Below are 24,127 nucleotides of genomic sequence, written 5' to 3' on the forward strand. Positions count from 1 at the left end.
ACCTCAACCCCTAGGGGCCCCCGGCGTGTTGGCCCTGGGGCGTCAGCGGGCACCCAGCAGGTGGTCCATCGCCAGCTGGTCCAGGCGCTCGAACGCCATCCCGCGCTCGGCGGCCGCGTCGACGTCGAACTCCTCGTAGGCGCCCCGGTCGGCCAGCAGTCCCGCGAGGCCGTCGTCCGCCGTGGGACGGGCCAGTTCGTCCAGGCGCGCGGCGCGCAGAGCCTCCGCGACCTGAGGATCGGCACGGAAGGCAGCGGCACGCTCCTTGAGGATCAGGTAGTTGCGCATGCACCCGGCCGCAGACGCCCACACCCCGTCGCCGTCCTCGGTCCTCGGCGGCTTGAAGTCGAAGTGGCGCGGGCCGTCGTACCCGGCCGTCTCCAGCAGGTCGACGAGCCAGAAGGCCGCCCGCAGATCACCGGCGCCGAAGCGCAGGTCCTGGTCGTACTTGATGCCGTCCTGGCCGTTCAGGTCGATGTGGAACAGCTTGCCCGCCCACAGTGCCTGCGCGATGGAGTGCGGGAAGTTCAGCCCCGCCATCTGCTCGTGGCCGACCTCCGGGTTCACGCCGTACAGCTCGGGCCGATCCAGGCGTTCGATGAAGGCGAGCGCGTGACCGACCGTCGGCAGCAGGATGTCGCCGCGGGGCTCGTTGGGCTTGGGCTCGATGGCGAAGCGCAGGTCGTAGCCCTGCTCGGTGACGTACTGGCCGAGCAGGTCGAAGGCTTCCTTCATCCGGTCCAGCGCGACGCGCACGTCCTTGGCCGCACCCGACTCGGCGCCCTCGCGACCGCCCCACGCCACGTAGGTCCGCGCGCCGAGCTCGGCCGCGAGGTCGATGTTGCGCAGCGTCTTGCGCAGCGCGTACCGGCGCACGTCGCGGTCGTTCGCCGTGAAGCCGCCGTCCTTGAAGACGGGGTGCGTGAACAGGTTCGTGGTGGCCATCGGCACGACCATGCCCGTCTCGTCCAGGGCCTGCCGGAAGCGCTTGACGTGCTCGGCCCGCTCGCTGTCGCTCGAGCCGAACGGGATCAGGTCGTCGTCGTGGAAGGTCACACCGTAGGCGCCGAGTCCGGCGAGCCTGCGGACCGACTCGGCGGGGTCGAGCGGGGCCCGCGTCGCGTCGCCGAAGGGGTCCCGGCCCTGCCAGCCGACGGTCCACAGACCGAAGCTGAACTTGTCGCCGGGGGTGGGGGTGAAGCGTTCCGTCATGGCCGTGACCGCCTTCGCGTTCGGTTTTGTTTTCTTACCTTACTAATAATGCACACCCGGCCCGAATCACAGAAGACCCACGACATCTGGTGCACCCGACCGGCCGTGGCGTAATTTGTTCGCTGCTCGGCCGAATAGGTGGGCCACGAGGAACGAAAGGTGGGAGCCATGCCGGCGAACGCGGTCGTGATCGGGGTGGACAGCTCGACCCAGTCCACGAAGGCGGTGTTCACCGACGCCGCCACGGGCCGGCCGCTCGCCGTGGGCCGCGCGCCGCACCGCGTCGACGGCGAGGGCGGCGCACGCGAGACCGATCCGGAGGTCTGGTGGCACGCGCTGCGCGAGGCGGTCGCCACCGGCCTCAAGGAGCTGGGCGCCGCGGGCGTCGACGCATCCGCCGTCACCGGCATCGCTGTCGCCGGCCAGCAGCACGGCCTCGTCGTCCTCGACCGGGCCGGCACACCGCTGCGCCCCGCGCTGCTGTGGAACGACACCCGCTCCGCGCCCCAGGCGGCGGCCCTGACCGAGGCACTCGGCGGCCCGGACGCCTGGACGGCGCGCACCGGATCGGTGCCGGTCGCGTCGATGACCGCGGCGAAGTGGCAGTGGCTGCGGGAGAACGAGCCCGCCCACGCCGACGCCGCCGCGGCCGTACGGCTCCCCCACGACTTCCTGACCGAGCGCCTGGCGGGCGTCGCGGCCACCGACCCGGGCGACGCGTCGGGCACCTGCTGGTACTCCACGGCCACGGGCTCCTACGACCCCGAACTCCTCGGCCTCGTCGGCCTCGACGCCGCCCTGCTCCCGCAGGTCGCGGCTACGGGCGGCACCCGCGTCGGCACGCTCACCCCCGCGTCCGCGTCCGCACTCGGCCTCCCGGCCGGTATCGCCGTGGCCGCCGGCACCGGCGACAACATGGCGGCGGCGGTCGGTCTCGGCCTCGGCGGAGAGGGGCTGCTGAACCACCCGGTGCTGAGTCTGGGGACGTCGGGCACGGTGTTCGCCGCGAGCCGCACCCGCCCCGCGTCACCCCTGCTTGCGGGTTTCGCCGGGACGGACGGCACGTACCTCCCGCTCGCCTGCACGCTCAACTGCACGCTGGCGGTGGACAAGGTCGCGGCCCTGCTCGGCCTGGACCGCGAGGCGGCCGAGGCGGGCGGCGAGCTGGTGGTCCTGCCCTACCTGGACGGGGAACGCACCCCGGACCTGCCGGCCGCCGCCGGTCTGCTCACCGGCCTGCGGCACACCACCACCCGCCAGCAGATCCTCGGCGCGGCCTACGAGGGAGCGGTGGTCACGGTGCTGCGCGCCCTCGACGAGGTGCTGCGCGCCTGCGGCGAGGACCCGGCCTCGCCGGAGGCGGCGTCCCGCCCCCTGCGTCTGGTCGGCGGCGGCGCCCGGGGCCGCCACTGGATCGAGACGGTCCGCCGTCTGTCGGGCCGCCCCCTGCTGATCCCGGACAGCACCGAACTGGTGGCGCTGGGGGCCGCGGCGCTGGCGGCGTCGGCGGCGACCGGCGAGGACGCGGTGTCGGTGGCGGCGGGCTGGGGAACGGGCGGCAGGGAACTGCCGCCGCTGGAGCGGGACATGGAGGCGTGGGAGCGGGTCTCCTCGGTCCTGGACCGGGCGGCCTCCTCGCTGCCGACCTGACCGCCCTAAACCGGGCGACGCCCTCGCTGCCGACCTGACCGCCCTAAACCGGGCGACGCCGTCGCTGCTGACCTGACCGCCCTGGACCGGGCGGCCTCCTCGCTGCCGACCTGACCGCGCGGGCCGCCCGGTGCCCGGCGCCACGGTCACGGCCGCAGGTCGAGGTCCATGTCCAGGTCCTCCAGCTCCAGTTCCGCGTCCACGTCCAGGTCGAGGTCGTCGTCCCCCAGCCCGAGGTCCTGGTCCAGTCCCAGGCCCTCGTCCAGGTCGAGTTCGTCGACCGGGTCGAGGTCGAGGGCGGGGGCGGCCGCGGGACGGGGGCCGCCGCTCAGGGCGATCTCGGCCCGGACCATGCTGCCCGTCTCGGTGCGGTGCGCGACTGTGCGGGTCGCGTACGCGTCGACGAGGCGCAGACCGCGCCCGCAGGGCACATCGGCGTCCAGCGGCTCCTGGCGCGGGTTGGGGCGCTGTTTCCAGCAGCCGGCGTCCATCACCTCGACCAACAGCACCTCACCGCGGACACTGATCGCCGTGGACACCCACGGACTGCCGCTGTGCATCACCACATTGGTGACGAGTTCGGTGACGATGAGCGACAACGCCTCGTCGACGTGCTCGGCCAGCCGCCATCGACGTGCCACCGCCCGGACGAAGCGCCGTAGCGCCCACGCGGCCCGTGGTGAGGACGGCATCGCGCAGTGGGCGAGGCTCTTCAGAGCAGAGGTGGGTCCGACCCCTTCCGGATCCGGGTCCGGTGCACGTTCTGTGGCGATCACTTGGGCTCCTGTTCGGTCGGGCTGCGTCGCCCTGACCAAGGTCCAGCGGCCGGGAGGTCGGATCGCGCCTCACCGGGCCGTCGAAAGCCATGCAGATCTTCTGCGGCAGCTCAACACTGGTGGCCGTGCGCGAACGGAACAATCAGGGACACTGAAACCCGTATACGTAAAGAATCGAATTGACCCGGAACCTCCCAGGAGAGTGATGCGGTGGACACGCCCAGTGACGCCGCGGCGGACCGCTGGCTGACGCGTGTGCTCGCGGACGGCGGCAGCGAGGCCGACGACCCCGGTGAGCCGGCTCTGCTGCTGATCGAGGGCGCGGCCGGCACGGGCAAGTCACGGCTGGCGCGGCGGCTCACCGAAGCCACGCAGGCACGGACGGTCACCGTTGCGTTCTCCCCCTTCGGCGTCCTGGTGACAGCGCCGTCCGTGACCGAGCGCCCGGCCCGCCCGGCTCCCCCCGCGGGCCTGCCCGGCCGTCCCGCCGCACCGGAACCGGCCCCGGATCTGTCGGCCGCCCTGGCGCCGCTGCTCGACGCGAGCGGCCGGGCACCGGACGGCCGCCCCACAACCGCGGCCGTGCGGGGCCCCGCTCCCGCGCTCGTCGTCGCCGAGGACGTCCATCTCGCCGACCGCTCCTCCCTCGACCTGCTGCGCCGTCTCGTCGCGCGCCCTCCCCGCGGTCTGGCGCTCGCCGTGACCTACCGGCCCGAGGAACTGCCCGACGCCGGCCTCCCCCTGGGGCGCGGCGCCTCCTATCCCGCCGAACTCGCCGTGCGGCACATACGTCTGGAGCCGCTCGACGGGGAACGGGTGCGCCGCCTCGTGGAGGAGGGGCTCGGGGCGGACTGCGGGCCGGCGGAGCTGTTCGCACGGATCCGCCGGCGTTCCGGCGGCGTCCCCCAGGTCGTCGCGGATCTGGTGCGACTGCTGCGCGAGACCGGCGAGCCGCGCGAACGGTACTCGCCCCGGGACCTGGACACCGTCGGCGTCCCGCCCCGCCTCGCGGCGCTCGCCCTCAGCCGGACCGCCGCGCTCGAACCCCCGATGCGCCCCCTCGCCTGGGCCGCCGCCGTGCTCGGCGAGCCCGCCGGGGCCGATGAACTCACTGCGGTGGCCGGGCTCGCGGGTGACCAGGGCACCGCGGCGCTCGTGGGCGCACTGCGTGCGGCCGTGCTGACCGAGGACGAACTCGGCCGGTACGGCTTCTTCGTTCCGCTGGCGGGCCGGGCCGTGTACGCCGAGGTGCCGGGCCCGGTCCGGCGCCAGATGCACCGCCGCGCGGCCGCGGTCCTCGCCCGCCGCCAGCCGGTCCCCTGGGTCCCGCTGGCCCGGCACCGGCGCCACGCCGGCGAGGCGGGCGGCTGGCTGCGCGCGGTGGAACGGGCAGCGCAGGAGCGGGCGGCGGCGGGCGACCACCAGGCGGCGGTCGACGTGCTGGAGGAGGCGCTGTCGCTGCCGACGGTTCCGCCCGAGGCCCGGGCGCGGCTCGCGCCGCTGCTCGCCCACAGCGCCGTGCTCGGGCTGCGTTCCGAGCAGACGGTGACCGTGCTGCGGCAGATCCTCGACGAGCAGACGCTGCCGCCCGCGGTCCGTGGCGAGATCCGCCTCGACCTCGGCCTGCTGCTGTGCAACCAGGCGGTGGCCGGGACCCAGGGCTGGCTCGAACTCCAGCAGGCGGTGGAGGAGTTGCGGGAGCGACCGGTGCTCGCGGCCCGGGCGATGGCCGCGCTGGCCATGCCCCTGCTGTCGACGGTCCCGCTGGAACGGAACATGTACTGGCTGGAGCGGGCGGAGAAGGCGGGCGCCGACAGCGGCGACGAGGAGGCGCGCACGGCGGTGGCGGCCAACCGCGTGGGCACGCTGATGTACGTGGGCGACCCGTCGGCCTGGCAGGCGCTGGAGCTGCTGCCGAGGGACACCGACGACGCGGCGTGCCAGCAGCATGTGGCCCGCGGCCTGTGCAACGCTGCCGACGGCGCGCTGTGGCTCGGCCACCTCTCCCCCGCCCGCGAACTGCTCGCCGAGGGCGTCGGGCTCGCCGCGCGCAGCGGCGCCGCGTACGTCGCGCAGGGCGCGCGCGGCACCTCGCTGCTGATCGACTGGGCGGCGGGCGACTGGTGCGATCTCACCGCCCGCGCCCGCGCGTTCGTGGCCGAGGCCGAGGCCATGCCGGGCATGGCCGTGGACGGGCGCACGGTGCTGGGGCTGCTCGCGCTGTCGAAGGGCGAGTGGCAGCAGGCGACGGCGTGGCTGGCCGAGGAGGGGCCGCGGGCGGGCGACGCGACGGCGGTGCCGCACATGGCGACCGCCTCCGGTGCCCTGATCCGTATGGCGCTGGTACGCGACGACGTCGACACCGCGGTGGACGAGGCGGCGTTGGCGTGGGACCGGTTGCGGGACAAGGGTGTCTGGGTGTGGGGCGCGGAGCTGGCTCCGTGGGCCGTGGAGGCGACCGTGCGCGCGGGCCGGCGGACGACGGCCCGGAGCATGGTCGCCGAGTACGCCGAGGGCCTCGAAGGAAGCCAGGCGCCCGCGTCCGACGCGGCGTTGCAGTGGTGCCGTGCGCTGCTCGCCGAGGCGGAGGGCGAACAGGACGCTGCGGCGGAGCTGTTCGGACAGGCGGCGCTCGTGTACGCGGGACTGCCCCGTCCCTACTCCGCCGTGCTCGCCACCGAGGGCGCCGCCCGCTGCCTGCTGGCCTCGGGCCGGGACACGCAGACGGCGGTCGCCGAACTGGCGTCGTGCGTGGAGCGGTTGACCGGGCTCGGGGCGGTGTGGGACGCCGCCCGCATCCGGGCGACACTGCGCGCGCACCAGCCCGCCGACGGCCAGCGTCCGCGGGGGCGCCCCAGCTACGGGGACCAGTTGTCCCCGCGCGAGCAGGAGGTGGCCGACCTGGCGGCGACCGGGCTGACGAACCGGGAGATCGCGGCGACACTGCACCTGTCGCCCCGCACGGTCGAACAGCATGTGGCCCGGGCCCGCCGCAAGCTGGAGTCGCAGTCCCGGCAGACGCTCTCTCGTGCGCGGTCCCAGCGCCCGGAGTGACGCGGGAGCCGGTGCGCCGGCCTTTTTTGCGTATCCGGGAATCGGCGGGGTGTCGCGCCCCTTGCAGATGTCCGCCTCGCAAGGCCCGGCACAGGCGTGCGGAGGCAGGCGGTGGGCGGGCGTCGCCGCGGTCGGCGCGCGCGCTCGCGGGCGGGCGGGCGTCGAAGCGGCGCACGTCGCCGCGGCGCCGGCCGGTGCGGTGGGTCAGGACGGGCCTGCGGCGTGCGGCCGGCGCGCGGAATCACGCAGCAGGTGCACGTCGTTGCGCAGGACGGCCAACCACTGCTGCAGGTCGGCCAGTTCGGGTGCGTCGGCGGCCGGTGGGCCGACGGGGGCGAGCGGTTCGGCGGGGCCGTACGACGGGCCGCTCCCGTCGGCGGCGGCCGCCGTGGCGGTCAGCGCGCGTGACAGCGCGCCGGCCTGCCGCCGTGCCTCGTGCCCTTCCCGCTCGGTGAGGACGGCGCGGTCCGGCCGGTCGTAGAGGGGGATCCAGTAGCTGCCGGCCAGGGCGTGCTGGCCGACCATGAGGGCCACGTGCCAGTCCGTGGCGTCGCCGTCCTGTTCCGGTGGGCCCGGCTCGCTCAGGTACTGGGCGTAGGCGGTCTGCGCGAGGACCAGGGCGTGGGAGGCCGGCTCGCCGTCGACGGGGGTGCGCCGGCCCGGGCCGGTGAGGATCGCCGCCGTCACGGACGAGACCAGGCCGGCGCACTCCCGCAGGAGCCGGGCCATCGCGTTGAGCAGTTCGCGCCGCGCGCCCCTGGGCCACGCGACCAGTCCGCACAACAGGCCCATCGTGCTGCCGATGAGGACGTCCAGGAGTCTGACCTCGTCCAGCTGCCATGTCGCGGGCGCGAGTTGGGCGAAGACGACGGACACCAGGACCGTGAACATCGCCTGGGCCCAGGCGATGCCCCACAGCGGTCCCAGGGTGAACGCCGCGACCATGACGGGCGCGAGAAGGACCGCGTACACCACGCTGTCGGGGCCGAACACCGTGAGCAGCGCGGCTGCGCACAGAGCGCCGGCGAGCGTGCCCACGAGGGCGCGCGCCACCGCCTGACGGGTCTGCACCACGGTCGTGCGTACGAGGGTGAGGACGGCCAGGAGGACCCAGAAGCCGTGGGAGAGGTCCAGCAGCCCCGCCACCAGTCGTGCGGCGCCGAGCCCGAGGGCGACCCGGACGGCGTTCTGGAAGAGGACCGACCGGGGGGTCAGGTGGGCGCGTACGCGCCGGGCCCACAGCCACCAGGTGGGTGCGTCGGCGTACCAGAACAGGGACCGCGGTTCCACGCGGCCGATACGTCGGCCGCCCAGGGCCACCCGTGCGGCGAGTTCGAGGTTGCGGGCCGACTCGGCCGCGGCGAGCACGGCCGCCCGGAAGCGCGGGTCGGGCTCGGGCCGCTCGTGGACGGCTCGGCGTCGCGCCGCCTGGAACCGGACGATGGCCTCGTGCACGGCGCCCGGTCGCGGCGGTGCCCGGTCGCCCAGGGCTTCGGCACTGTTCCGGCACGTGTCCGCGACCGCCTCCAGCAGGGCCGCGGCGAGCGCGTCGGGGCAGTCGGGCCGGATGCGGGTGAGGCCCCTCAGCTGGTGCAGCAACGTCCGGGCGGACGCCCCGGCCTGGGCACAGGCACGGCTGGTCCGGGACGGCGCCGCGGGCCGCTCGCCCTGCGGCAGCCTCGCGGGACTGAGGTCGTCGGCGATGGCGTCCACCGTGCGGTCGTCGGCGCCGTCCCCGGTCCGGCCGCCGGCGGCGAGTCCGGCGGCGAGCCGCGCGGCCGTGGCGGAGGCGAGGGCCAGCCGGGCCCGGTATCCGCGGGTGGGCTTCTCGGGCAGGAGCCATCGTTCCGCCGCGGCGAGCAGGGCCATCCCGAGGGCCAGTCCGGCGAGCCGGTTGCCGGTCTGCTGCGGAGCGTAGGGCGGGAAGCAGGCCAGGATGTAGCACAGTTGGAGGCCGCTGGACGGCCCGGCGACGCGCGGTCCCGCGACGGCGCTGAACGTGAGGGTGAAACCGACGACGGCCATGCCCAGCACCGCCGTCGAGGTGTGCACCGCGAGGAGGGTGCCGACGGCGGTGAGCGTGAGCGCCGCCGGCAGTGCCCTCACCACACCGGCCGACCGGGCGCGACCCGACCCCGTCATCCGGGACAGCACCCCGAAGGCGATGACGCCGAAGAGCGCGTAGACCGACATGACCGGACGTTGCAGGCCGTACCGGCAGGTGTAGAAGCCGGCGCAGACCGCGACGGTCACCCTGACCGCCGAACGCAGGGCGTCACGGCGTCGCGGTGCGTCCAGTGGCCGGTCGTCAGGCACGGCGGGAAGGCGTTCGCGTACCACAAGCCGCGCGTGTGCGGTGCAAGGCCAACACCACCTCCGACGAGCCGGCGAATCGGCGGGCCACGCCGTCGGCGGCGGGCCCGTCTTCCAGCGTAGGCCCCCGCGGCGTCCCCGGCGCGGGGCGACTGCGCGGAGGCGAGGGGCGGGGCCGCCAGGGCGACGGATCCGGTCGGGAGTCGGATAATGACACTGACGGACCACCTGGAGTGTCTCGTGCAGCGATACCCCCTCATCGCGGACCACGGGCTGGTGGGCGATCTGCAGACGGCGGCCGTGATTTCGTCCGAGGGCGTCGTCGACTGGTACGCCGCCCCGCGGTTCGACTCGCCCGGCATCTTCTCCGCCCTCCTCGACCATGACGTCGGAGGGCACTTCAGTCTGGGGCCCGACGCTCCCGACGGGACAAGCGAGCGAGGGACGAGCAAGCAGTTGTACTACCCCGGCACGGCGGTCCTGGTGACGCGGTTCATGTCGCCGGACGGGGTCGGGGAACTCATGGACTGGATGCCTCCCCTGCTCTCCCCCACGCCCTCCGACCGGCACACCCTGATCCGAGTCCTGCGGTGCATGCGCGGCACCATACGCTTCCGTCTGGAGTGCGCGCCCCGTTTCGACTTCGGACGCGACCGCCACATGCTCTCCACGGACGAGGGGCCGGGCTCGACGGGCGAGTGGCGGGCCGTGTTCCGCGGTGCGCGTCTCGACGCCCATCTGCAGGCCACGTTCCCCCTTCGCCGGCAGGGCGACGACGTCGACGGCACGGTCGTCCTGAACGCCGGTGAGACGGCGGGCGTCGCCCTCACCGTCTGCGACGCGGGCGGCGAAGCGCCCGAGCCCGTCGCCGTCGGCGCTCTCACCGACCGGCTGTGGCAGGCGATCCGGTTCTGGCAGGGCTGGTTGCGGACCACGCACTACACCGGCCGCTGGCCGGACATGGTGCACCGCGCGGCGATCACGCTCAAACTGCTGACATACCTGCCGACGGGCGCGCCGATCGCCGCCGCCACCATGGGGCTGCCGGAGCAGGTCGGCGGGGAGCGCAACTGGGACTACCGCTACACCTGGATACGGGACGGTTCCCTGTCCGTACGGGCCCTGCTCGACCTGGGCTTCGTGGAGGAGGCGACCGCCTTCACCGACTGGCTGATGCGGCGGCTCTCGCAGAGGGCGGACCTGCCGCACGGGCCTGACGGAACTCCCCTGCAGATCATGTACCGCGTCGACGGCGACCCCGACCTGCCGGAGGAGGTGCTCGGGCACCTGGAGGGCTACCGGCGCTCGGCTCCCGTGCGGGTCGGCAACGCGGCCAAGGACCAGCTGCAGCTGGACATATACGGCGAAGCCCTCTACGCCCTCGCACAGGGGAGGGGCGCGCACGGCCCGGACGACGGCCGCGGTCTGTCCGCCCGCGAATGGAAGGCCGTCGCCCGCGTCCTGGACGAGCTCACCACACTGTGGGACCAGCCCGACGACGGCATCTGGGAGACGCGGGGCGGCCGCAAGGACTTCACGTTCAGCCGGGTCATGTCCTGGGTCGCCTTCGACCGGGGCCTGCGGCTCGCGGACCGGCTGTCCTGGCCGGCCGACGTGGCACGGTGGAGGACGGCGCGCGACACCGTCTTCGCCCAAGTCATGGAGAAGGGATGGTGCGACAGCCGCCGTGCCTTCGTGCAGCACTACGGGGACGATGTCCTCGACTCCTCGCTGCTGCTGGTCCCGCGCGTCGGTTTCGCCTCCCCCACCGACCCCGACTGGCTGAGCACGCTGGACGCCGTGGAGCGCTCCCTGGTGTCGGACAGTCTGGTCTACCGCTACGACCCCCACGCCTCGCCCGACGGGCTGCGCGGCAACGAGGGCACCTTCAGCCTCTGCAGCTTCCTCTGGGTCGACGCCGTCGCGCGCGCGGGGCGCCTGGAACAGGCCCGGTTCGCCTTCGAGAAGATGCTCACCTACGCCAACCACGTCGGGCTCTTCGCCGAGGAAATCGGCCCGTCAGGCGAGCAGTTGGGCAACTTCCCGCAGGCCTTCACCCACCTGGCGCTCATCATGGCCGCGACGACGCTCGACGACGCCATCGACCGGCTGGTGCTGGACCGGGCGCCGAAACGCCGTCGCAGCGTGCCGCCCCACCTGTTGTGACGCGGATGCGGTCCGAGCGGCGCGGAACTAGCCTGAAGGAGTCCGTCCTGTGTCCGGGGCAAACGCCACGGAGGGTCTTGTGGACGATCAGCACTACGACGTCGTCATCGTCGGCAGCGGAGCCGGTGGCGGCACGCTCGCCCACCGCCTCGCCCCTTCGGGCAAGCGGGTCCTCATCATCGAACGGGGCGGCTACCTGCCGAGGGAGCGCGACAACTGGCAGTCCCGTGCCGTGTTCGTCGAGTCGCGCTACCGCGCCGACGACATCTGGTACGACCAGGAGGGCCGGCCCTTCGCGCCCGAGGTCAACTACTACGTCGGCGGCAACACCAAGTTCTACGGCGCGGCCCTGTTCCGGCTGCGGCCCGAGGACTTCCACGAGATACGGCACCACGGCGGGCTGTCGCCGGGGTGGCCGCTGGACTACACGGACCTGGAGCCCTACTACTCACAGGCGGAACAGCTCTACCGGGTGCACGGCCGGCACGGCACGGACCCCACCGAAGGTCCGGCGAGCCTTGCCTACCCGCATCCGCCGGTGACCCACGAGCCGCGCATCCAGCAACTCGCCGACCGGCTCGGCGGGCTGGGACTCCACCCCTTTCCGCTGCCCATCGGCGTCGACCTCTCCGAGGGCCCCGACGGACTGCCCACCCGTGACAGCGCCTGCGTCCGGTGCGACCGGGTCGACGGCTTCCCCTGCCTCCTGCTCGCGAAGTCGGACGCCGAAGTCGTCTGCGTCACCCCGGCCCTGCGCCACGGGAACGTCTCGCTGCTCACGCACGCCAGGGTCGACCGGCTGGAGACGGATCCCACCGGCCGGACCGTCACCGAGGCGGTGACCACCCTGGAGGACGGCACGACCGTCCGCTTCCGGGCGGACGTCTTCGCCGTTGCCTGCGGCGCGGTGAACTCAGCCGTCCTGCTCCTGAAGTCGGCCTCCGCGCTCCACCCCCGCGGCCTCGCCAACAGCTCGGACGTGGTGGGCAGACACTACCTCCGGCACAACAACGAGGCACTCATGGCGGTGTCGCGGGAACCCAATCCCACACGCTTCCAGAAGACCCTGGCCGTGAACGACTGGTACCTCGGCGCGGACGACTGGGACTACCCACTGGGCGGCATCCAGATGCTCGGCAAGTCGGACGCGGAGCAGATCCGCGCCGACGCCCCGCACTGGGCGGGCGTCTCACCCCCGGACATGCCCCTGGAGGTGCTGGCCCACCACTCGGTGGACTTCTGGCTCTGCGCAGAGGACCTGCCCGACCCCGACAACCGGGTCACCGTGGGCCCGGACGGCAGCGTGCGTCTCACGCTCAGGGACACCAACACGGAGGGCCTGCGGCGCCTGCGCCACAAGTTGGCGGGCATGCTGGACGACCTGGGCATGCACCCCCACCGCCTGCTGCCCCACATGGTCTATCTGCACAAGGACATGCCGATCGGCGCCACGGCCCATCAGGCGGGCACCGTCCGCTTCGGGGACGATCCAAACTCCTCGGCCCTGGACGTCAACTGCCGTGCTCACGACCTGGACAACCTGTACGTCGTCGACGCCGGATTCCTCCCGAGCATCGGCGCGGTGAACCCGTCCCTGACGGTGATGGCCAACGCCCTGCGTGTCGGCGACCACCTCGTCCAACGGCTCTGATGACCCCGGCCCCCAGCGCCACCGCACGGGAGAGACCATGGCAACAACGGAAAGCGTCGACGCCCTCGTCGTCTTCGGCGCCACTGGAGACCTCGCCAAACTGGAGACGTTCCCGGCGCTCGCCGGACTGGCGGGGCGGGGGCTGCTGAACGTGCCCGTGATCGGTGTGGCGAAGAGCGGCTGGGGACCGGACCAGTTCCGGGACTACGCGACCGCCTCCTTCCGCCACAACGGCATCGACCCGTCCGGCGCCCCGGCCGGCCGGGTGCTCGACGCACTGCGCTACATCGACGGCGACCTCACCGACCCGGCGACATACGACACCCTGGCCCGCGAACTCCAAGGCTCCCGGCGCGCACTCTTCTACCTGGAGGTCCCGCCGGCGCTGTTCGGCCGCATCACCCAGGGCATCGCGACCACGGGGCATGCCGAAGGGGCCCGCGTGATGATCGAGAAGCCCTTCGGGACGGACCTGCGCAGCGCCCGCGAGCTCAACGCGACCGTCCACGAGGTGTTCCCCGAGGACGCGGTCTTCCGCGTGGACCACTGGCTCGGTCTGGAGCAGATCGAAAACCTTATGTTCGTCCGCTTCGCGAATTCCGTTCTCGAGCCACTGCTCAACCGCACCTACGTCGAGAGCATCCAGATCACGATGGCCGAGGCGTTCGGCGTGGACGACCGGGGCCGCTTCTACGACCGTACCGGAGCCGTGCGGGACGTCCTGCAGAACCATCTGCTGCAGGTGCTCGCCACCGTGGCCGCGGACCCGCCGGAGGGGCCGGGCCTCGCCGACTGGCAGAACTCCCGGGCACGCGTCATCGAGGCCCTGCGGCCGCTCGACCCGCACGACACCGTGTTCGGCCAGTACGACGGGTACGACGACGTCGAGGGCGTGGCCGCGGGCTCCCGCACCGAGACGTTCGTGGCGGCGCGGTTCGCGGTGGACTCGTGGCGCTGGTCCGGGGTTCCCGTGTACATCCGGGCGGGGAAGAAACTGCCGATGACGGCCACGGAGATCGTGGTCACGTTCCGGCGCCCGCCGTGTGACACGTTCGGTCTGGGCCCCGCCCTCGACTCCAACCACCTGCGCGTCCGGTTGCGGCCCGACACGGCCATGCAATGGGCCATGATCGGCAAGAAGCCGGGCCCCGGCGCCCGGCCGCAGGTCGACGCGCTCACCTTCCACGAGAGCGCCGGACAGGACATGCGCCCGTACGACCGGCTCATCGGCGCGGCGATGGAAGGGCAACGCTGGTTGTTCGCCCGGCAGGACACCGTCGAGGCCGCGTGGAGCGTCGTCGACCCGGTGCTCGGCGACACGGAGGACCTCCCGCATCCGTACGAACAGGCCACCTGGGGCCCGAAGGAGGCCGAGACGGTCCTGCGGCCCGGTGAGCGCTGGCACGACCCCCTGCCACCCGGGACCGGCCCGTCCTGATCACGCGCCGGCCGGCGCCCGGCCCCGGGTCACCGCCGTCCCCGGAGCGGCCCGAGGTCGTACATGCGGGACCTTCCCTCCCCGAGCAACAGGGCGCAGCCCGGCGCGGCGGTCAGCCCTCGGCCGGCAGGTCGTAGACCCGGCGGACGCTGGTGCCGAGGCGGGAGATGTCCGCGCCGTAGACGTGGAGGGACATCGCCGTCTGCGAACCCCCGTTGCGTACGCGGTGGATGTCCCCGGGCGGCGCGAAGCCGCAGACCTCGCCCTGCCGGGCCACCACGTCGGCAGTGGGGACGAGGCGCGCCGTGGAGCCGTGGCCTTCGGCGGGGACGAGCCGGTAACGGCGCTCGTCCTCCTCGCCCCGGTGGACGCCGGTGGTGCACCAGGCCACGTGGTCGTGGATTCCGGTGCCCTGCCCCGGCAGCCAGACGAGGGCGACGAGCGAGAAACTGCCGTCGTGTTCGGCGTGCAGCAGATGCTGCCGGTAGCGCTCCGGATCGCTCGCGCACTGCTCGGGGGTGAGCAGGTCGTCCGCTCCCAGGTGCGGCGCGAGGCGCTCGCCGACCAGATGCGCCGTCAGGTCCGGCGGCAGGCCGCGCCCGACCGCCTCGCGCACGCCGTCGATCAGCGCGTCGAGACGGGCGGTGGTCCGGGCCGCGGTGAAGGCGGTGGGTGATGTCGTCATGCGGGCAGCGTCCGGCCGCGCGCGTCCTCACGTCCAACGACGATTTCCTGGGTTCTTCCAAGCGGCGCTTATGAGTGGCGCGTCGACGCTCAGCAGCCGACCTTGTTGGCCGCCACCGTCCGCAGTTCCTCCAGGACCAGCGAGGTGGCCGGAACCCTCAGGTGCTCGCGCAGCACGTACGCGAAGATCTTGCGCCGCGAGAAGGGCTGCAGGGGCCGGCCGGCGACCTTCTCGTGGCGCATGAAGTTCAGGACGAGCGCGGGGATCATCGCCACGCCGAGCCCTTCCGCGACCAGGCTCTGCACCGCGAGGTTGTCGTCGGTCATGAAGGCGATGTCGGGCACGAAGCCCACTTCGGCGCACTCGTGCAGCAGGTTGGCACGGCAGCGCGGGCACCCGGCGATCCAGCGCTCCCCCGCGAGGTCGGCGAGGCGCACCATGCGCCGCCGCGCCAAAACATGGGCGCGCGGCAGCAGAACGGTCAACTGGTCCTCCAGCAGCGGGATCTCGACCAGTTCGTCGGGCACGTGCTGGCGCAGTCCGGGGTAGGTGAAGGCGAGGGAGACGTCGCACTCCCCTCGGGCCAGCCGCCGCAGCGACTCGGGCGGCTCGTCCTCCAGCAGGTCGACGCGGATGCCGGGGTGGGAGGCGGTCAGCCGGGCCAGGGTCTCGGGCACGAGGGTGGAGTTGGCGCTGGGGAAGGCGCAGAGACGGACCCGGCCGGTGCGCAGCCGGGTCAGGGCGTTCACCTGCTCCTGCGCGGCCGACATGGAGTCCAGGATGCTGCTCGCGTGCCGGGACAGCGCCTGTCCGGCCTCGGTGAGCCGCATGCCGCGCCCGACCCGTACGAACAGCGCCGAGCCGACGTCCCGTTCGAGGGCCTTCATCTGCTGGGTGACGGCGGGCTGGGTGTAGCCGAGGGCACGGGCCGCGGCCGAGTACGAGCCGGTCCTGACGACTTCGTGGAACGTCCTGATGTGCCGGGAATCGAACACCGGCGCATCATAGGCAGGAGCGTGCCATAAGCGTTCTTTGGGGTGGCCGCACCGGCGGGAAATCACCGCCGGCGCGGCCCGGACGCCCGGCGTGCTCCCGTGGCCCCCTCACGGCTTGCGGGCCACCGCGCCGTACAGGGAGATCACCGCGTCCTCGTCGACGGTCTCGTCCACGGCCAGCTCGGGGTGCCACCGGGTCAGCTGGACGACGCCGGGCTCGACGAGCTCCAGCCCGTCGAAGAAGCGGGACACCTCGGCGTGCGTGCGCGGGACGAGGGTGACGCCGCCCGCGGAGTACATCTGCACGCCGCGCAGCACGGCGTCCGGGTCGAGGTCGGCCGTGAGCTGGGACAGGACGAGGTGGCTGCCCGGGGGCAGCGCCGCCACGAGCCGCTCCACCAGGTCGTACGGGCGGTCGTCGTCGTCCAGGAAATGCGTCAGTGCGACCAGCGACAGGGACACCGGCCGGGTGAAGTCGAGGGTCTCGCACGCCTGTTCCAGGATGCGCTCCGGTTCGCGCACATCGGCCTGGATGTAGTCGGTGACCCCTTCGGGAGTGCTGCGCAGCAGGGCCTCGGCTTGGGTGAGGACGATGGGGTCGTTGTCGGCGTAGACGACGCGGGACTCGGGGGCCGCGGCCTGGGCGATCTGGTGCAGGTTGGGCTCGGTCGGGATGCCGGTGCCGATGTCGAGGTACTGGCGCACGCCGGCCTCGCGCGCCATCCAGCGCGTGACGCGCTGCATGAACCAGCGGTTGGTCCGCGCGACGTGCCGGGCGGTGCCGTCGACGCCCATGATCTGCCGGCCGAGCTCCTCGTCGACCGGGTAGTTGTCCTTGCCGCCGAGGTACCAGTCGTACACCCGGGCGGGGTGCGGCCTGCTGGTGTCGATCCGGTCGACCCGGTGGGCCCGCTCGGTGCCGTCGGTCCGGTCGTCGGGCCTGTTGTGCCTGTCGTGCCTGTCGTGCCTGTCGGTCCCGGTCATACGATGATCCCCCAGTCGGTCGAGGCCCGACTCCCCCGGGCCGATCGACCGGTGATCCTCGCAGCCGGTACAGGCTGCGGCAAGTAATGCCGGTCTGACACACGGCAGTTGGGGACGCCGACGGCCGCAAGGCGGTGTGTCCGGCGCGACACCCCGCACGCCCTTCGAGACGAGGCGGAACGACACCCCGGCACCCCTCCGCCTCCTCCCCGATGCCACCGGCTCCCCCGTCGCGGGGGCACCGGACCGAGGCGGCCCGACGCCCCCGCGGCACGTGGGTGGCCACCCGTCAGCAGCAACGGCTCTGCGGGTTCTCCTCCTGGTGCCTGGCGCGCTGCCGCTCGTACGTCCGCCGGGTCGGGACCGGCACCCCGGGGTGGTGTTCCCGGTGGCGCCGGCAGAAGCGGTCGTAGTCCGCAGTGCCCGAGATCTCCCGCAGGTACCACCGGACGCCCCGCAGCAGGCGCGTGAGAGGTTCGGTCAGCGGGCCGGTTCTCATCCCCGCTCCCGCGCCCCGGCCAGCGCCTCGGACCGCGGCGCGGGCACCTCTATCGTGGACTCCACGTACGGCGTCTCGGTGGTCGGCAGCGGTTCGCGGGACCGTACGGCGCGGACGCAGATCACGGCGGCGTGGCCGATGACCAGGGTCACCAGCACCAGGAAGACGGCCATGATGACGCCGTCGACGGTGGAGTTGAGCACCACCGTCTGCATGTCGCCGAGCGACTTGGCGGGAGCCAGCACCTTTCCGGCGTCGAGTGCGTCCGCGTACAGCTCGCGCTGCGCGAAGAAGCCGATCTTCGGGTTGCTGTCGAAGATCTTCTGCCAGCCGGCGGTGTAGGTGACGGCCACGTCCCAGGCAAGCGGGATGCCGGTGACCCACGCCCAGCGCAGCTTGCCCGCCTTGATGAGCAGCGTCGTGGCCACAGTCAGCGCGATCGCCGCGAGCAGCTGGTTGGCGATGCCGAACAGCGGGAAGAGCTGATTGATCCCGCCGAGCGGATCGGTGGCGCCGACGTAGAGGAAGTACCCCCACAGGCCGACGATGACGGCGCTGGTGATCCAGATGCCCGGCTTCCAGGTGACCCGGCCGATCGGCTTCCAGACGTTGCCGAGCATGTCCTGGAGCATGAAGCGCCCGACCCGCGTGCCCGCGTCCACCGTGGTCAGGATGAACAGCGCCTCGAACATGATCGCGAAGTGGTACCAGAACGCCTTCATGCCCTCGCCACCGAACACCCCGGAGAAGATCTCCGCCATGCCGAAGGCGAGGGTGGGCGCCCCGCCCGTGCGCGAGATCAGCGTCTGTTCCTCCACGGACTTCGCGGCCGCCGCCAGGTCGTCCGGGCTGATGGTGAAGCCGAGTCCGGCCACCGCCTGGGACGCGCTGTCCACCGTGGTGCCGAGGAGGCCGGCCGGGGCGTTCATCGCGTAGTACAGGCCCGGGTCGAGCACGGAGGCCGCGACGAGGGCCATGACGGCCACGAAGGACTCCATGAGCATCGCGCCGTAGCCGATGAGCCGGACCTGCGACTCCTTCTGGATCAGCTTGGGCGTGGTCCCGGAGGCCACGAGGGCGTGGAAGCCGGACAGGGCGCCGCAGGCGATGGTGATGAAAAGGAACGGGAACATCGACCCGGCGAAGACGGGGCCGGATCCCGAGGCGGCGAAGTCGCTGACCGCGTCGCTCCTGAGCAGCGGCGCGCTCACCATGACGCCGACGGCCAGCAGCGCGATCGTGCCGATCTTCATGAAGGTCGACAGGTAGTCACGCGGAGCCAGCAGCATCCACACGGGCAGCACGGAGGCGACGAACCCGTATCCCACCAGGCAGAAGACGAGCGTCGTCGGCGCCCAGGTGAAGGCGCCGGCCAGCGAGGAGTTCTCCACCCAGCCGCCGCCCACGATGGCGAGCAGCAGCAGGACGACACCGATGACACTGGTCTCGACGACCCTGCCGGGGCGCAGGTAGCGCAGGTAGAAGCCCATGAACAGGGCGATGGGGATCGTCATGGCCACGGAGAAGGTGCCCCAGGGCGAGTCGGCCAGCGCGTTGACGACGACGAGGGCGAGCACCGCGAGCAGGATGATCATGATGGCGAGGACGGCGATCAGCGCCGCGGCGCCGCCCACCCTGCCGAGCTCGTCGCGCGCCATCTGGCCGAGGCTCTTGCCGTCGCGGCGCATGGACAGGAACAGGACCACCATGTCCTGCACCGCGCCGGCGAAGACGACGCCGACGACGATCCAGATGGTGCCGGGAAGGTAACCCATCTGCGCGGCCAGGACGGGGCCGACGAGCGGTCCGGCGCCGGCGATGGCGGCGAAGTGGTGGCCGAACAGGACGCGCTTGTCGGTGGGCTGGTAGTCGATGCCGTCGTCCAGCCGTTCGGCCGGGGTGGCGCGGCGGTCGTCGAGTTCGAGGACGCGGCGGGCGATGAAGCGGGAGTAGAAGCGGTAGGCGATGGCGTACGAACCGAGCGCGGCCGCGACCAGCCAGACGGCCGAGATCTCCTCGCCCCTGGACAGTGCGACCATGCCCCAGGCGACGGCGCCGACGACGGCGACGCCGGTCCAGGTCAGGATCGTCTTCGGAGTGGGTCTCGCGCTGCGGGCGCCGTTAGGTAGCACAGTTGCTCCAGTTGCCGGGTTCTCCTGCACGGGGCACGGGGACCACGCGAAGCGGATCGGACACACTCGGCGGCGGTCGCGGCGCGCGGTGGATCCGCGGAACGGATTCATGAAGGTGTTGCGGTCTGCCGTGCGTCGGTTGACAGCAGGTTTCCAGAACTTTTCGGCCACGGTCCTCACCAGCGGCCGACCGACCCGGCGTTCGGTGCCGCCCGTGCCTCGCCGCTGCTGCCAGGGATTACGGGCAGGTCGGATCGTCACTCCGCACGCGGTCCCTCTCCGTGTCCCGGGTCTATCCCTTGGCCGAAATCAGTGGTTCACTCCTCGACTGTTGGGGGCTCACCTCCTCCGTGCTGGTGATTCGTTCGGCCTCGCGGCGGCCTTCCGGCATGGCTTCTGCGTCCGTGTAGTTGCGCTCGGCCCCCCAGGGGTTTACCGCGACGTGGCCGGATCTCCACCGCCGACGGCCGGTACGCCGTCGGCTCCCGGTGGTCATCCGACGGCCGTGAACGGACACCAGGCCACAACGAGCGTGGAGGAGCCATGAACAACCTCGCCCCAGTCATCACCTGTACGGCTGTCGTACTGGTGGCCTCGGCGATCGCGCTGAGGGGCGCCCGCCTCGCCTCGGGCGGCACCGGGGTCAGGGCGGACCTCGAGGACTGGGCACTGGCCGACCGCCGCCAGGGCGGTGGTCTCCTCTGGTGCCTGCTCGGCGGCACCATCTACACCGCGTACACGTTCACCGCCGTGCCGGGCGCCGTCTTCACCTCCGGCGGCATCGGGTTCTACGCCCTCCCCTACACCGTGATCATCTGCACGATCGCCTTCGTCCTGCTGCCACGCCTGGCGTCGGCGGCGCGCGCCCACGGCCACATCACCGTCGCCGACTTCGTACGGGAGCGGTACGGCTCACCGCTGCTGGCGCTCGCGGTCTCGCTCACCGGGATCTTCGCCACGATGCCGTACATCGCGCTCCAGCTGCTCGGGCTGCGGGCGGTCCTCAGCGTGCTCGGGCTGCGGTCCGACGGACTGGCGGGCGACTCGGCCCTGACGGCCGTCTTCGCCGTACTGGCCGTCTCCGCCTACCGGTACGGGCTGCGGGCGCCCACTCTGGTGTCGGTGGTGAAGGCCGTGCTCGTGGTGGGCGCCACGATCACCATCGGCGCACTCGTCCTCACCGGCATCGGGTCCCCCGCCTCGCTGTTCGCCCGTGCCGACGCGGCGCTCGTGGCACGCGACGGCGTCGCCACGCTCGTCCCCGACGCTTCCCTGGCGCCGGCCTACGCTTCGCTGGCCCTGGGTTCGGCGCTCGCGCTGTTCGCCTTCCCGCACGTGCTCCAGGTGGCCTTCTCCGCCCGCACACCGGACGTCCTGCGGCGCTCGTCCATCGGCCTGCTGGGCTGGACGACGATGCTCGGCCTGTTCGCCCTGTTCGGGATCGCGGCACTCGCCTCGGGCGTCCGGCCGCCGCCGGGCCGCTCGGAACTGGCCGTCCCCCTGCTCGTCCTCGACATCGCCCCGGGCTGGGCGGCCGGACTCCTCCTCGGCGCCATCGTCGTGGCGGCGCTCGTGCCGGCCGCCGTGATGTCCATCGGCGCGGCGACGCTCTTCGCGCGCAACGTCTACCTGGAGTTCGTCAACCCGACCGCCACGGCGGCGCAGGTGACCCGGATGGCCCGGCTGATGTCGCTGGTCGTCAAGGTGGGCGCGCTGGCCTTCGCGCTCGGGCTGCGCGACCAGGCAGCGATCAACCTCCATCTGCTGGGGGCGGTGTGGGTGCTGCAGATCCTTCCGGTGATCGCGCTGGGCCTGCTGCACCGCACCCCGCACCGCGTCTCCCTGCTCGCCGGATGGCTGCTCGGCATGGTCGTCGGCACGGCCCTGGTGAACGCGGGCGGCTTCTCCTCCCTGGTGTCGCTCGGGCTCGGCCCCGTACAGGTCCAGTTGTACGCCGGCGTGGTCGGCCTCGCCGTCAACCTCGGTGTCGTCGTGGTGACCAGCCCGCTGCTGGACCGGCTCGGCGTGCCGCGCGGCCTGGCCGGAGTGCTGAGACCCGCCCGCTCGACGCACGACAGGGGGACGGCGTGATGCGGCGTACCGAGCGCACGGAGCGTACCGAGCTCGCGGACAAGCCGTGGCGTCGTGGCCGTACCGCCACGGAGCCCGACGCCGCGGTCGTCTCCCCACGTCCCGCCCCTGGGAGCGCGCCGGGCGCACCGGAGAGGACACCGGAGGCCACACCGGGAGGCGCACCGGCACCGATACCCGCCGGCACCGAGCCGGGTGTGGACCTGCGGGACGTGGAGCGGGAGACGGCCATGATCCGGCTCTTCGACGGCCACCACGCCCAACTGGTGCGCCTCGCCGTGCTGCTGGGTGCGGAGCAGGACGCCGAGGACGTGGTCGCGGAGGCTTTCTGCGTGCTGCACCACCGTTGGTACCGACTTCGTGCGCCGGAGGCCGCGCCCGCGTACCTTCGTTCTGTGGTGTGCAACCTCGTGCGGATGCGGATACGGCGCCTTCAGGTGTCCCGTCGCCATGCCGACGTGGAGGTCTGCGAGATCGCCTCCGCCGAGTCCACGGCGATGCTCCACGAGGACCAGCGGCAGGTCGTCGACGCGCTGAAGAACCTGCCCACGCGGCAGCGCGAGGCACTGGTCCTGCGCTACTGGATGGACCTCAAGGAGAGGGAGATCGCCGAGTCGATGGGGATCAGCACGGGTGCGGTCAAGTCGCACATCTCGCGCGGGATGCACGCGTTGTCCCGTGCCATGGAGACCCATCGATGAGTGTGGACGACCCCGAGACCCGGCTGCGCGACACCCTCGACTCGCTGGCCTCGACGGTGGTGCCGTCGCCCGACACCTACGCCAGGGCCCGCTCGGAGTGGCAGCGGCGGGACCGGCGGCGGCGGCTCGTCATGCTGGTGCTCGCGGTGCTGATCGTGGCCGTCGCCGACCTGGTGGGTCTGTGGGCGCTCCACTCCTTCGCCGCTCCCGACCGGCCGCCGCGCCAGGAACGGATCGACGTGATCGTCCAGCCATGAGCCCACGCACGCGAAGGGGGCCGCGGAGCGAACTCCGCGGCCCCCTTTCCCGGCACTCAGCCCATGTCGCCGGACAGCGCCCACAGCGCGTCGACGAGCCGTTCCACGTCCTCCTTCTGGTGGAACAGGTGCGTGGACACCCGGACCGCCTGATGGGACCTGGCCGATCCGATGACGGGGAAGTCACTGGTGCGGATCACGATGCCGTACTCGTCCTTGAGCCGGGCGACCAGCGTCGTGGTCTTCTGCGCGTCGTGCACGTCACGCGGGTCGCGGAACGGCGCGAAGGAGGTGAGAGCGCACACCAGGCGGGGGTCGTCCTTGGGCGAGTACAGGGAGTTCACGCCCCAGCGCTCGACGATCAGTTCCTTGAGGTACGCCGACAGTCCGAGCACATGGTCCTGGATGCGCTGCCGCCCGATGCTGTCCCACACCTCGCAGACATGCCGCACGCCGGCCATGACCGCGAGGCTGCTGTTGCCTACGGTCTGGAGGTCGGAGGCGATGTCGTAGCTCTCGGTGGGGCCGTTCGAACGGGGCGGCAGTCCCCCCTCGGCGGGGTAGCCGCTGGACACCACGGGCCAGAACTCGGGCAGAGGATTGGGGTTGTAGCGGGACAGCACCTTGTTGCGGATGTAGAGGACGCCCGTACCGCCGGGCCCGCACTGCCACTTCGCCGCCGACCCGGCGAGGAAGTCGACGCCCAGCTCGTGGAAGTTGTACGCCATCATGCCGGGTATGTGCGCACCGTCGACGACGCTGATCAGCCCGTGCTCCTGCGCGAGCCTGGCCAGCATGGCGATGGGCAGCATGGTGCCGGTCTTGTAGGTGGGGGCGGAGAAGACGAGCGCCTTGGTACGCGACGTGATGGCCTTGCGGAACAACTCGACGTAGTCCTCGGCGCGTTGTCTGTTCCCCACGGGCAGGGCGACCCGCTTGATCACGATGCCGTGGCGGTCCCGGGCGATGGCCATCGGCACGTTGCCGCCGGAGTGCTCGTGATTGGTGGTGAGGATCTCGTCGCCCTCCTTGAGGGCGAGACCGGCGAGGATCTTCGACATGCCGTCGCTGGTGTTGTGGGAGATCACGAGCTCGTCGGGATCGCACCCGTAGCCGCGGGCCGCCACGGCACGGACTTCGGGGAAGTCGCTGTAGGCCGATATCGCCCCGACGGCGACCTCGCGGTGGACCCGGTCGACAGTCTCGACGACCTCGCGGGGCGGCGAGCCGACGGTGCCGACGTTCATGAAGAGGACGTCCTTGTCCAGCATGAACAGGCGCTCCACCTCGCGCCAGTAGCCGGGGGACGACGGGGGCGGGAGCGTGGCGGCCGTCGCGGCGGGTGCGGCATCGTGCGCGGCGGCGTGTGCGGCCGGGGCGGCGGCGACCGTCCCGATGCCGACGCTCGCGGCACCGGCCCCCAGGAATCCGACAAAACCGCGGCGGGAGACCCCGGAGCGCGTGCGTGTGTGTCTCGACATGATCATGTCCCTTCAGCGGTGACTCAACGGACGGCGATGCGG

17 protein-coding genes are annotated in these 24,127 nt (G+C 72.5%); 8 read left to right on the plus strand and 9 right to left on the minus strand.

Going from position 1 to position 24,127, the window contains the following annotated elements; all coding sequences use genetic code 11:
- Window positions 1-42 precede the first annotated feature (42 nt).
- Window positions 43-1,212: a xylose isomerase gene (gene xylA, locus AB0K02_RS10425; RefSeq protein ID WP_365991950.1), complete on the minus strand. Its 1,170-nt coding sequence runs from the start codon at window positions 1,210-1,212 to the stop codon at window positions 43-45.
- 168 nt (window positions 1,213-1,380) lie between these two features.
- Here xylA and xylB point away from each other — a divergent pair, with 168 nt between their 5' ends.
- On the plus strand, window positions 1,381-2,862 hold the full coding sequence (gene xylB, locus AB0K02_RS10430) for a xylulokinase (RefSeq protein WP_365991951.1): 1,482 nt from the start codon (window positions 1,381-1,383) through the stop codon (window positions 2,860-2,862).
- A gap of 146 nt (window positions 2,863-3,008) precedes the next feature.
- Here the strand turns inward: xylB and AB0K02_RS10435 are convergent, their stop codons facing one another.
- On the minus strand, window positions 3,009-3,554 hold the full coding sequence (locus AB0K02_RS10435) for an ATP-binding protein (protein WP_365991988.1): 546 nt from the start codon (window positions 3,552-3,554) through the stop codon (window positions 3,009-3,011).
- Window positions 3,555-3,848: 294 nt separating this feature from the next.
- Between AB0K02_RS10435 and AB0K02_RS10440 the strand changes: the two genes are divergently transcribed.
- Complete coding sequence (locus AB0K02_RS10440) at window positions 3,849-6,692, plus strand: LuxR C-terminal-related transcriptional regulator (RefSeq protein WP_365991952.1); 2,844 nt, start codon at window positions 3,849-3,851, stop codon at window positions 6,690-6,692.
- A 204-nt stretch (window positions 6,693-6,896) separates the two neighbouring features.
- Here AB0K02_RS10440 and AB0K02_RS10445 read toward each other — a convergent pair whose 3' ends face one another.
- Window positions 6,897-9,008, minus strand: a complete 2,112-nt coding sequence (locus AB0K02_RS10445; RefSeq protein WP_365991953.1) for an FUSC family protein — start codon at window positions 9,006-9,008, stop codon at window positions 6,897-6,899.
- Window positions 9,009-9,245: 237 nt separating this feature from the next.
- On the opposite strand from AB0K02_RS10445, the gene AB0K02_RS10450 reads away from it, so the two are divergent.
- The 3 genes from AB0K02_RS10450 (at window position 9,246) to zwf (ending at window position 14,260) form a co-directional block, all read left to right on the plus strand.
- Complete coding sequence (locus AB0K02_RS10450) at window positions 9,246-11,171, plus strand: glycoside hydrolase family 15 protein (RefSeq protein WP_365991989.1); 1,926 nt, start codon at window positions 9,246-9,248, stop codon at window positions 11,169-11,171.
- A gap of 79 nt (window positions 11,172-11,250) precedes the next feature.
- Window positions 11,251-12,822, plus strand: a complete 1,572-nt coding sequence (locus tag AB0K02_RS10455) for a GMC family oxidoreductase (protein ID WP_365991954.1) — start codon at window positions 11,251-11,253, stop codon at window positions 12,820-12,822.
- 37 nt (window positions 12,823-12,859) lie between these two features.
- Complete coding sequence (zwf, locus tag AB0K02_RS10460; RefSeq protein ID WP_365991955.1) at window positions 12,860-14,260, plus strand: glucose-6-phosphate dehydrogenase; 1,401 nt, start codon at window positions 12,860-12,862, stop codon at window positions 14,258-14,260.
- Between the two features lie 112 nt (window positions 14,261-14,372).
- On the opposite strand, the gene AB0K02_RS10465 is transcribed toward zwf, so the two are convergent.
- The 5 genes from AB0K02_RS10465 to AB0K02_RS10485 form a co-directional block, all read right to left on the minus strand.
- A complete protein-coding gene (locus AB0K02_RS10465) occupies window positions 14,373-14,945 on the minus strand; it encodes a cysteine dioxygenase family protein (protein WP_365991956.1) in 573 nt (190 codons plus the stop codon).
- An 89-nt stretch (window positions 14,946-15,034) separates the two neighbouring features.
- Window positions 15,035-15,940: a LysR substrate-binding domain-containing protein gene (locus tag AB0K02_RS10470; RefSeq protein ID WP_365991957.1), complete on the minus strand. Its 906-nt coding sequence runs from the start codon at window positions 15,938-15,940 to the stop codon at window positions 15,035-15,037.
- A 108-nt stretch (window positions 15,941-16,048) separates the two neighbouring features.
- The gene (locus AB0K02_RS10475; RefSeq protein WP_365991958.1) at window positions 16,049-16,924 is read right to left on the minus strand and encodes an SAM-dependent methyltransferase; all 876 of its coding nucleotides are present in this window, start codon (window positions 16,922-16,924) and stop codon (window positions 16,049-16,051) included.
- 289 nt (window positions 16,925-17,213) lie between these two features.
- A complete protein-coding gene (locus AB0K02_RS10480) occupies window positions 17,214-17,423 on the minus strand; it encodes a YbdD/YjiX family protein (RefSeq protein WP_365991959.1) in 210 nt (69 codons plus the stop codon).
- Entirely contained in the window at window positions 17,420-19,462 is a 2,043-nt protein-coding gene (locus AB0K02_RS10485) for a carbon starvation CstA family protein (RefSeq protein WP_365991990.1), read from the minus strand. The genes AB0K02_RS10480 and AB0K02_RS10485 overlap by 4 nt, the downstream gene beginning before the upstream one ends.
- Window positions 19,463-20,098: 636 nt before the next feature.
- Here AB0K02_RS10485 and AB0K02_RS10490 point away from each other — a divergent pair.
- The 3 genes from AB0K02_RS10490 to AB0K02_RS10500 are packed head-to-tail and all read left to right on the plus strand — an operon-like array spanning window position 20,099 to window position 22,604.
- Window positions 20,099-21,646, plus strand: a complete 1,548-nt coding sequence (locus tag AB0K02_RS10490) for a sodium:solute symporter (RefSeq protein WP_365991960.1) — start codon at window positions 20,099-20,101, stop codon at window positions 21,644-21,646.
- A complete protein-coding gene (locus tag AB0K02_RS10495) occupies window positions 21,646-22,347 on the plus strand; it encodes a sigma-70 family RNA polymerase sigma factor (protein ID WP_365991961.1) in 702 nt (233 codons plus the stop codon). The genes AB0K02_RS10490 and AB0K02_RS10495 overlap by 1 nt, the downstream gene beginning before the upstream one ends.
- The gene (locus AB0K02_RS10500; RefSeq protein ID WP_365991962.1) at window positions 22,344-22,604 is read left to right on the plus strand and encodes a hypothetical protein; all 261 of its coding nucleotides are present in this window, start codon (window positions 22,344-22,346) and stop codon (window positions 22,602-22,604) included. The genes AB0K02_RS10495 and AB0K02_RS10500 overlap by 4 nt, the downstream gene beginning before the upstream one ends.
- 56 nt (window positions 22,605-22,660) lie before the next feature.
- Here the strand turns inward: AB0K02_RS10500 and AB0K02_RS10505 are convergent, their stop codons facing one another.
- Window positions 22,661-24,085 (minus strand): aminotransferase class V-fold PLP-dependent enzyme, encoded by a 1,425-nt coding sequence (locus AB0K02_RS10505; RefSeq protein ID WP_365991963.1) that lies wholly within the window; start codon window positions 24,083-24,085, stop codon window positions 22,661-22,663.
- Window positions 24,086-24,127 lie beyond the last annotated feature (42 nt).

Origin of the sequence: Streptomyces sp. NPDC049597, from assembly GCF_040675505.1 — a bacterium.
Classification (GTDB): domain Bacteria; phylum Actinomycetota; class Actinomycetes; order Streptomycetales; family Streptomycetaceae; genus Streptomyces.

Coding starts and splice junctions, on each gene's coding strand:
- xylA (WP_365991950.1), bottom strand. CDS start 1,212: ATGACGGAACGCTTCACCCCCACCCCCGGCGACAAGTTCAGCTTCGGT.
- xylB (WP_365991951.1), top strand. CDS start 1,381: ATGCCGGCGAACGCGGTCGTGATCGGGGTGGACAGCTCGACCCAGTCC.
- AB0K02_RS10435 (WP_365991988.1), bottom strand. CDS start 3,554: ATGCCGTCCTCACCACGGGCCGCGTGGGCGCTACGGCGCTTCGTCCGG.
- zwf (WP_365991955.1), top strand. CDS start 12,860: ATGGCAACAACGGAAAGCGTCGACGCCCTCGTCGTCTTCGGCGCCACT.
- AB0K02_RS10465 (WP_365991956.1), bottom strand. CDS start 14,945: ATGACGACATCACCCACCGCCTTCACCGCGGCCCGGACCACCGCCCGT.
- AB0K02_RS10475 (WP_365991958.1), bottom strand. CDS start 16,924: ATGACCGGGACCGACAGGCACGACAGGCACGACAGGCACAACAGGCCC.
- AB0K02_RS10480 (WP_365991959.1), bottom strand. CDS start 17,423: ATGAGAACCGGCCCGCTGACCGAACCTCTCACGCGCCTGCTGCGGGGC.
- AB0K02_RS10485 (WP_365991990.1), bottom strand. CDS start 19,462: ATGGTCGCACTGTCCAGGGGCGAGGAGATCTCGGCCGTCTGGCTGGTC.
- AB0K02_RS10490 (WP_365991960.1), top strand. CDS start 20,099: ATGAACAACCTCGCCCCAGTCATCACCTGTACGGCTGTCGTACTGGTG.
- AB0K02_RS10495 (WP_365991961.1), top strand. CDS start 21,646: ATGCGGCGTACCGAGCGCACGGAGCGTACCGAGCTCGCGGACAAGCCG.
- AB0K02_RS10500 (WP_365991962.1), top strand. CDS start 22,344: ATGAGTGTGGACGACCCCGAGACCCGGCTGCGCGACACCCTCGACTCG.
- AB0K02_RS10505 (WP_365991963.1), bottom strand. CDS start 24,085: ATGTCGAGACACACACGCACGCGCTCCGGGGTCTCCCGCCGCGGTTTT.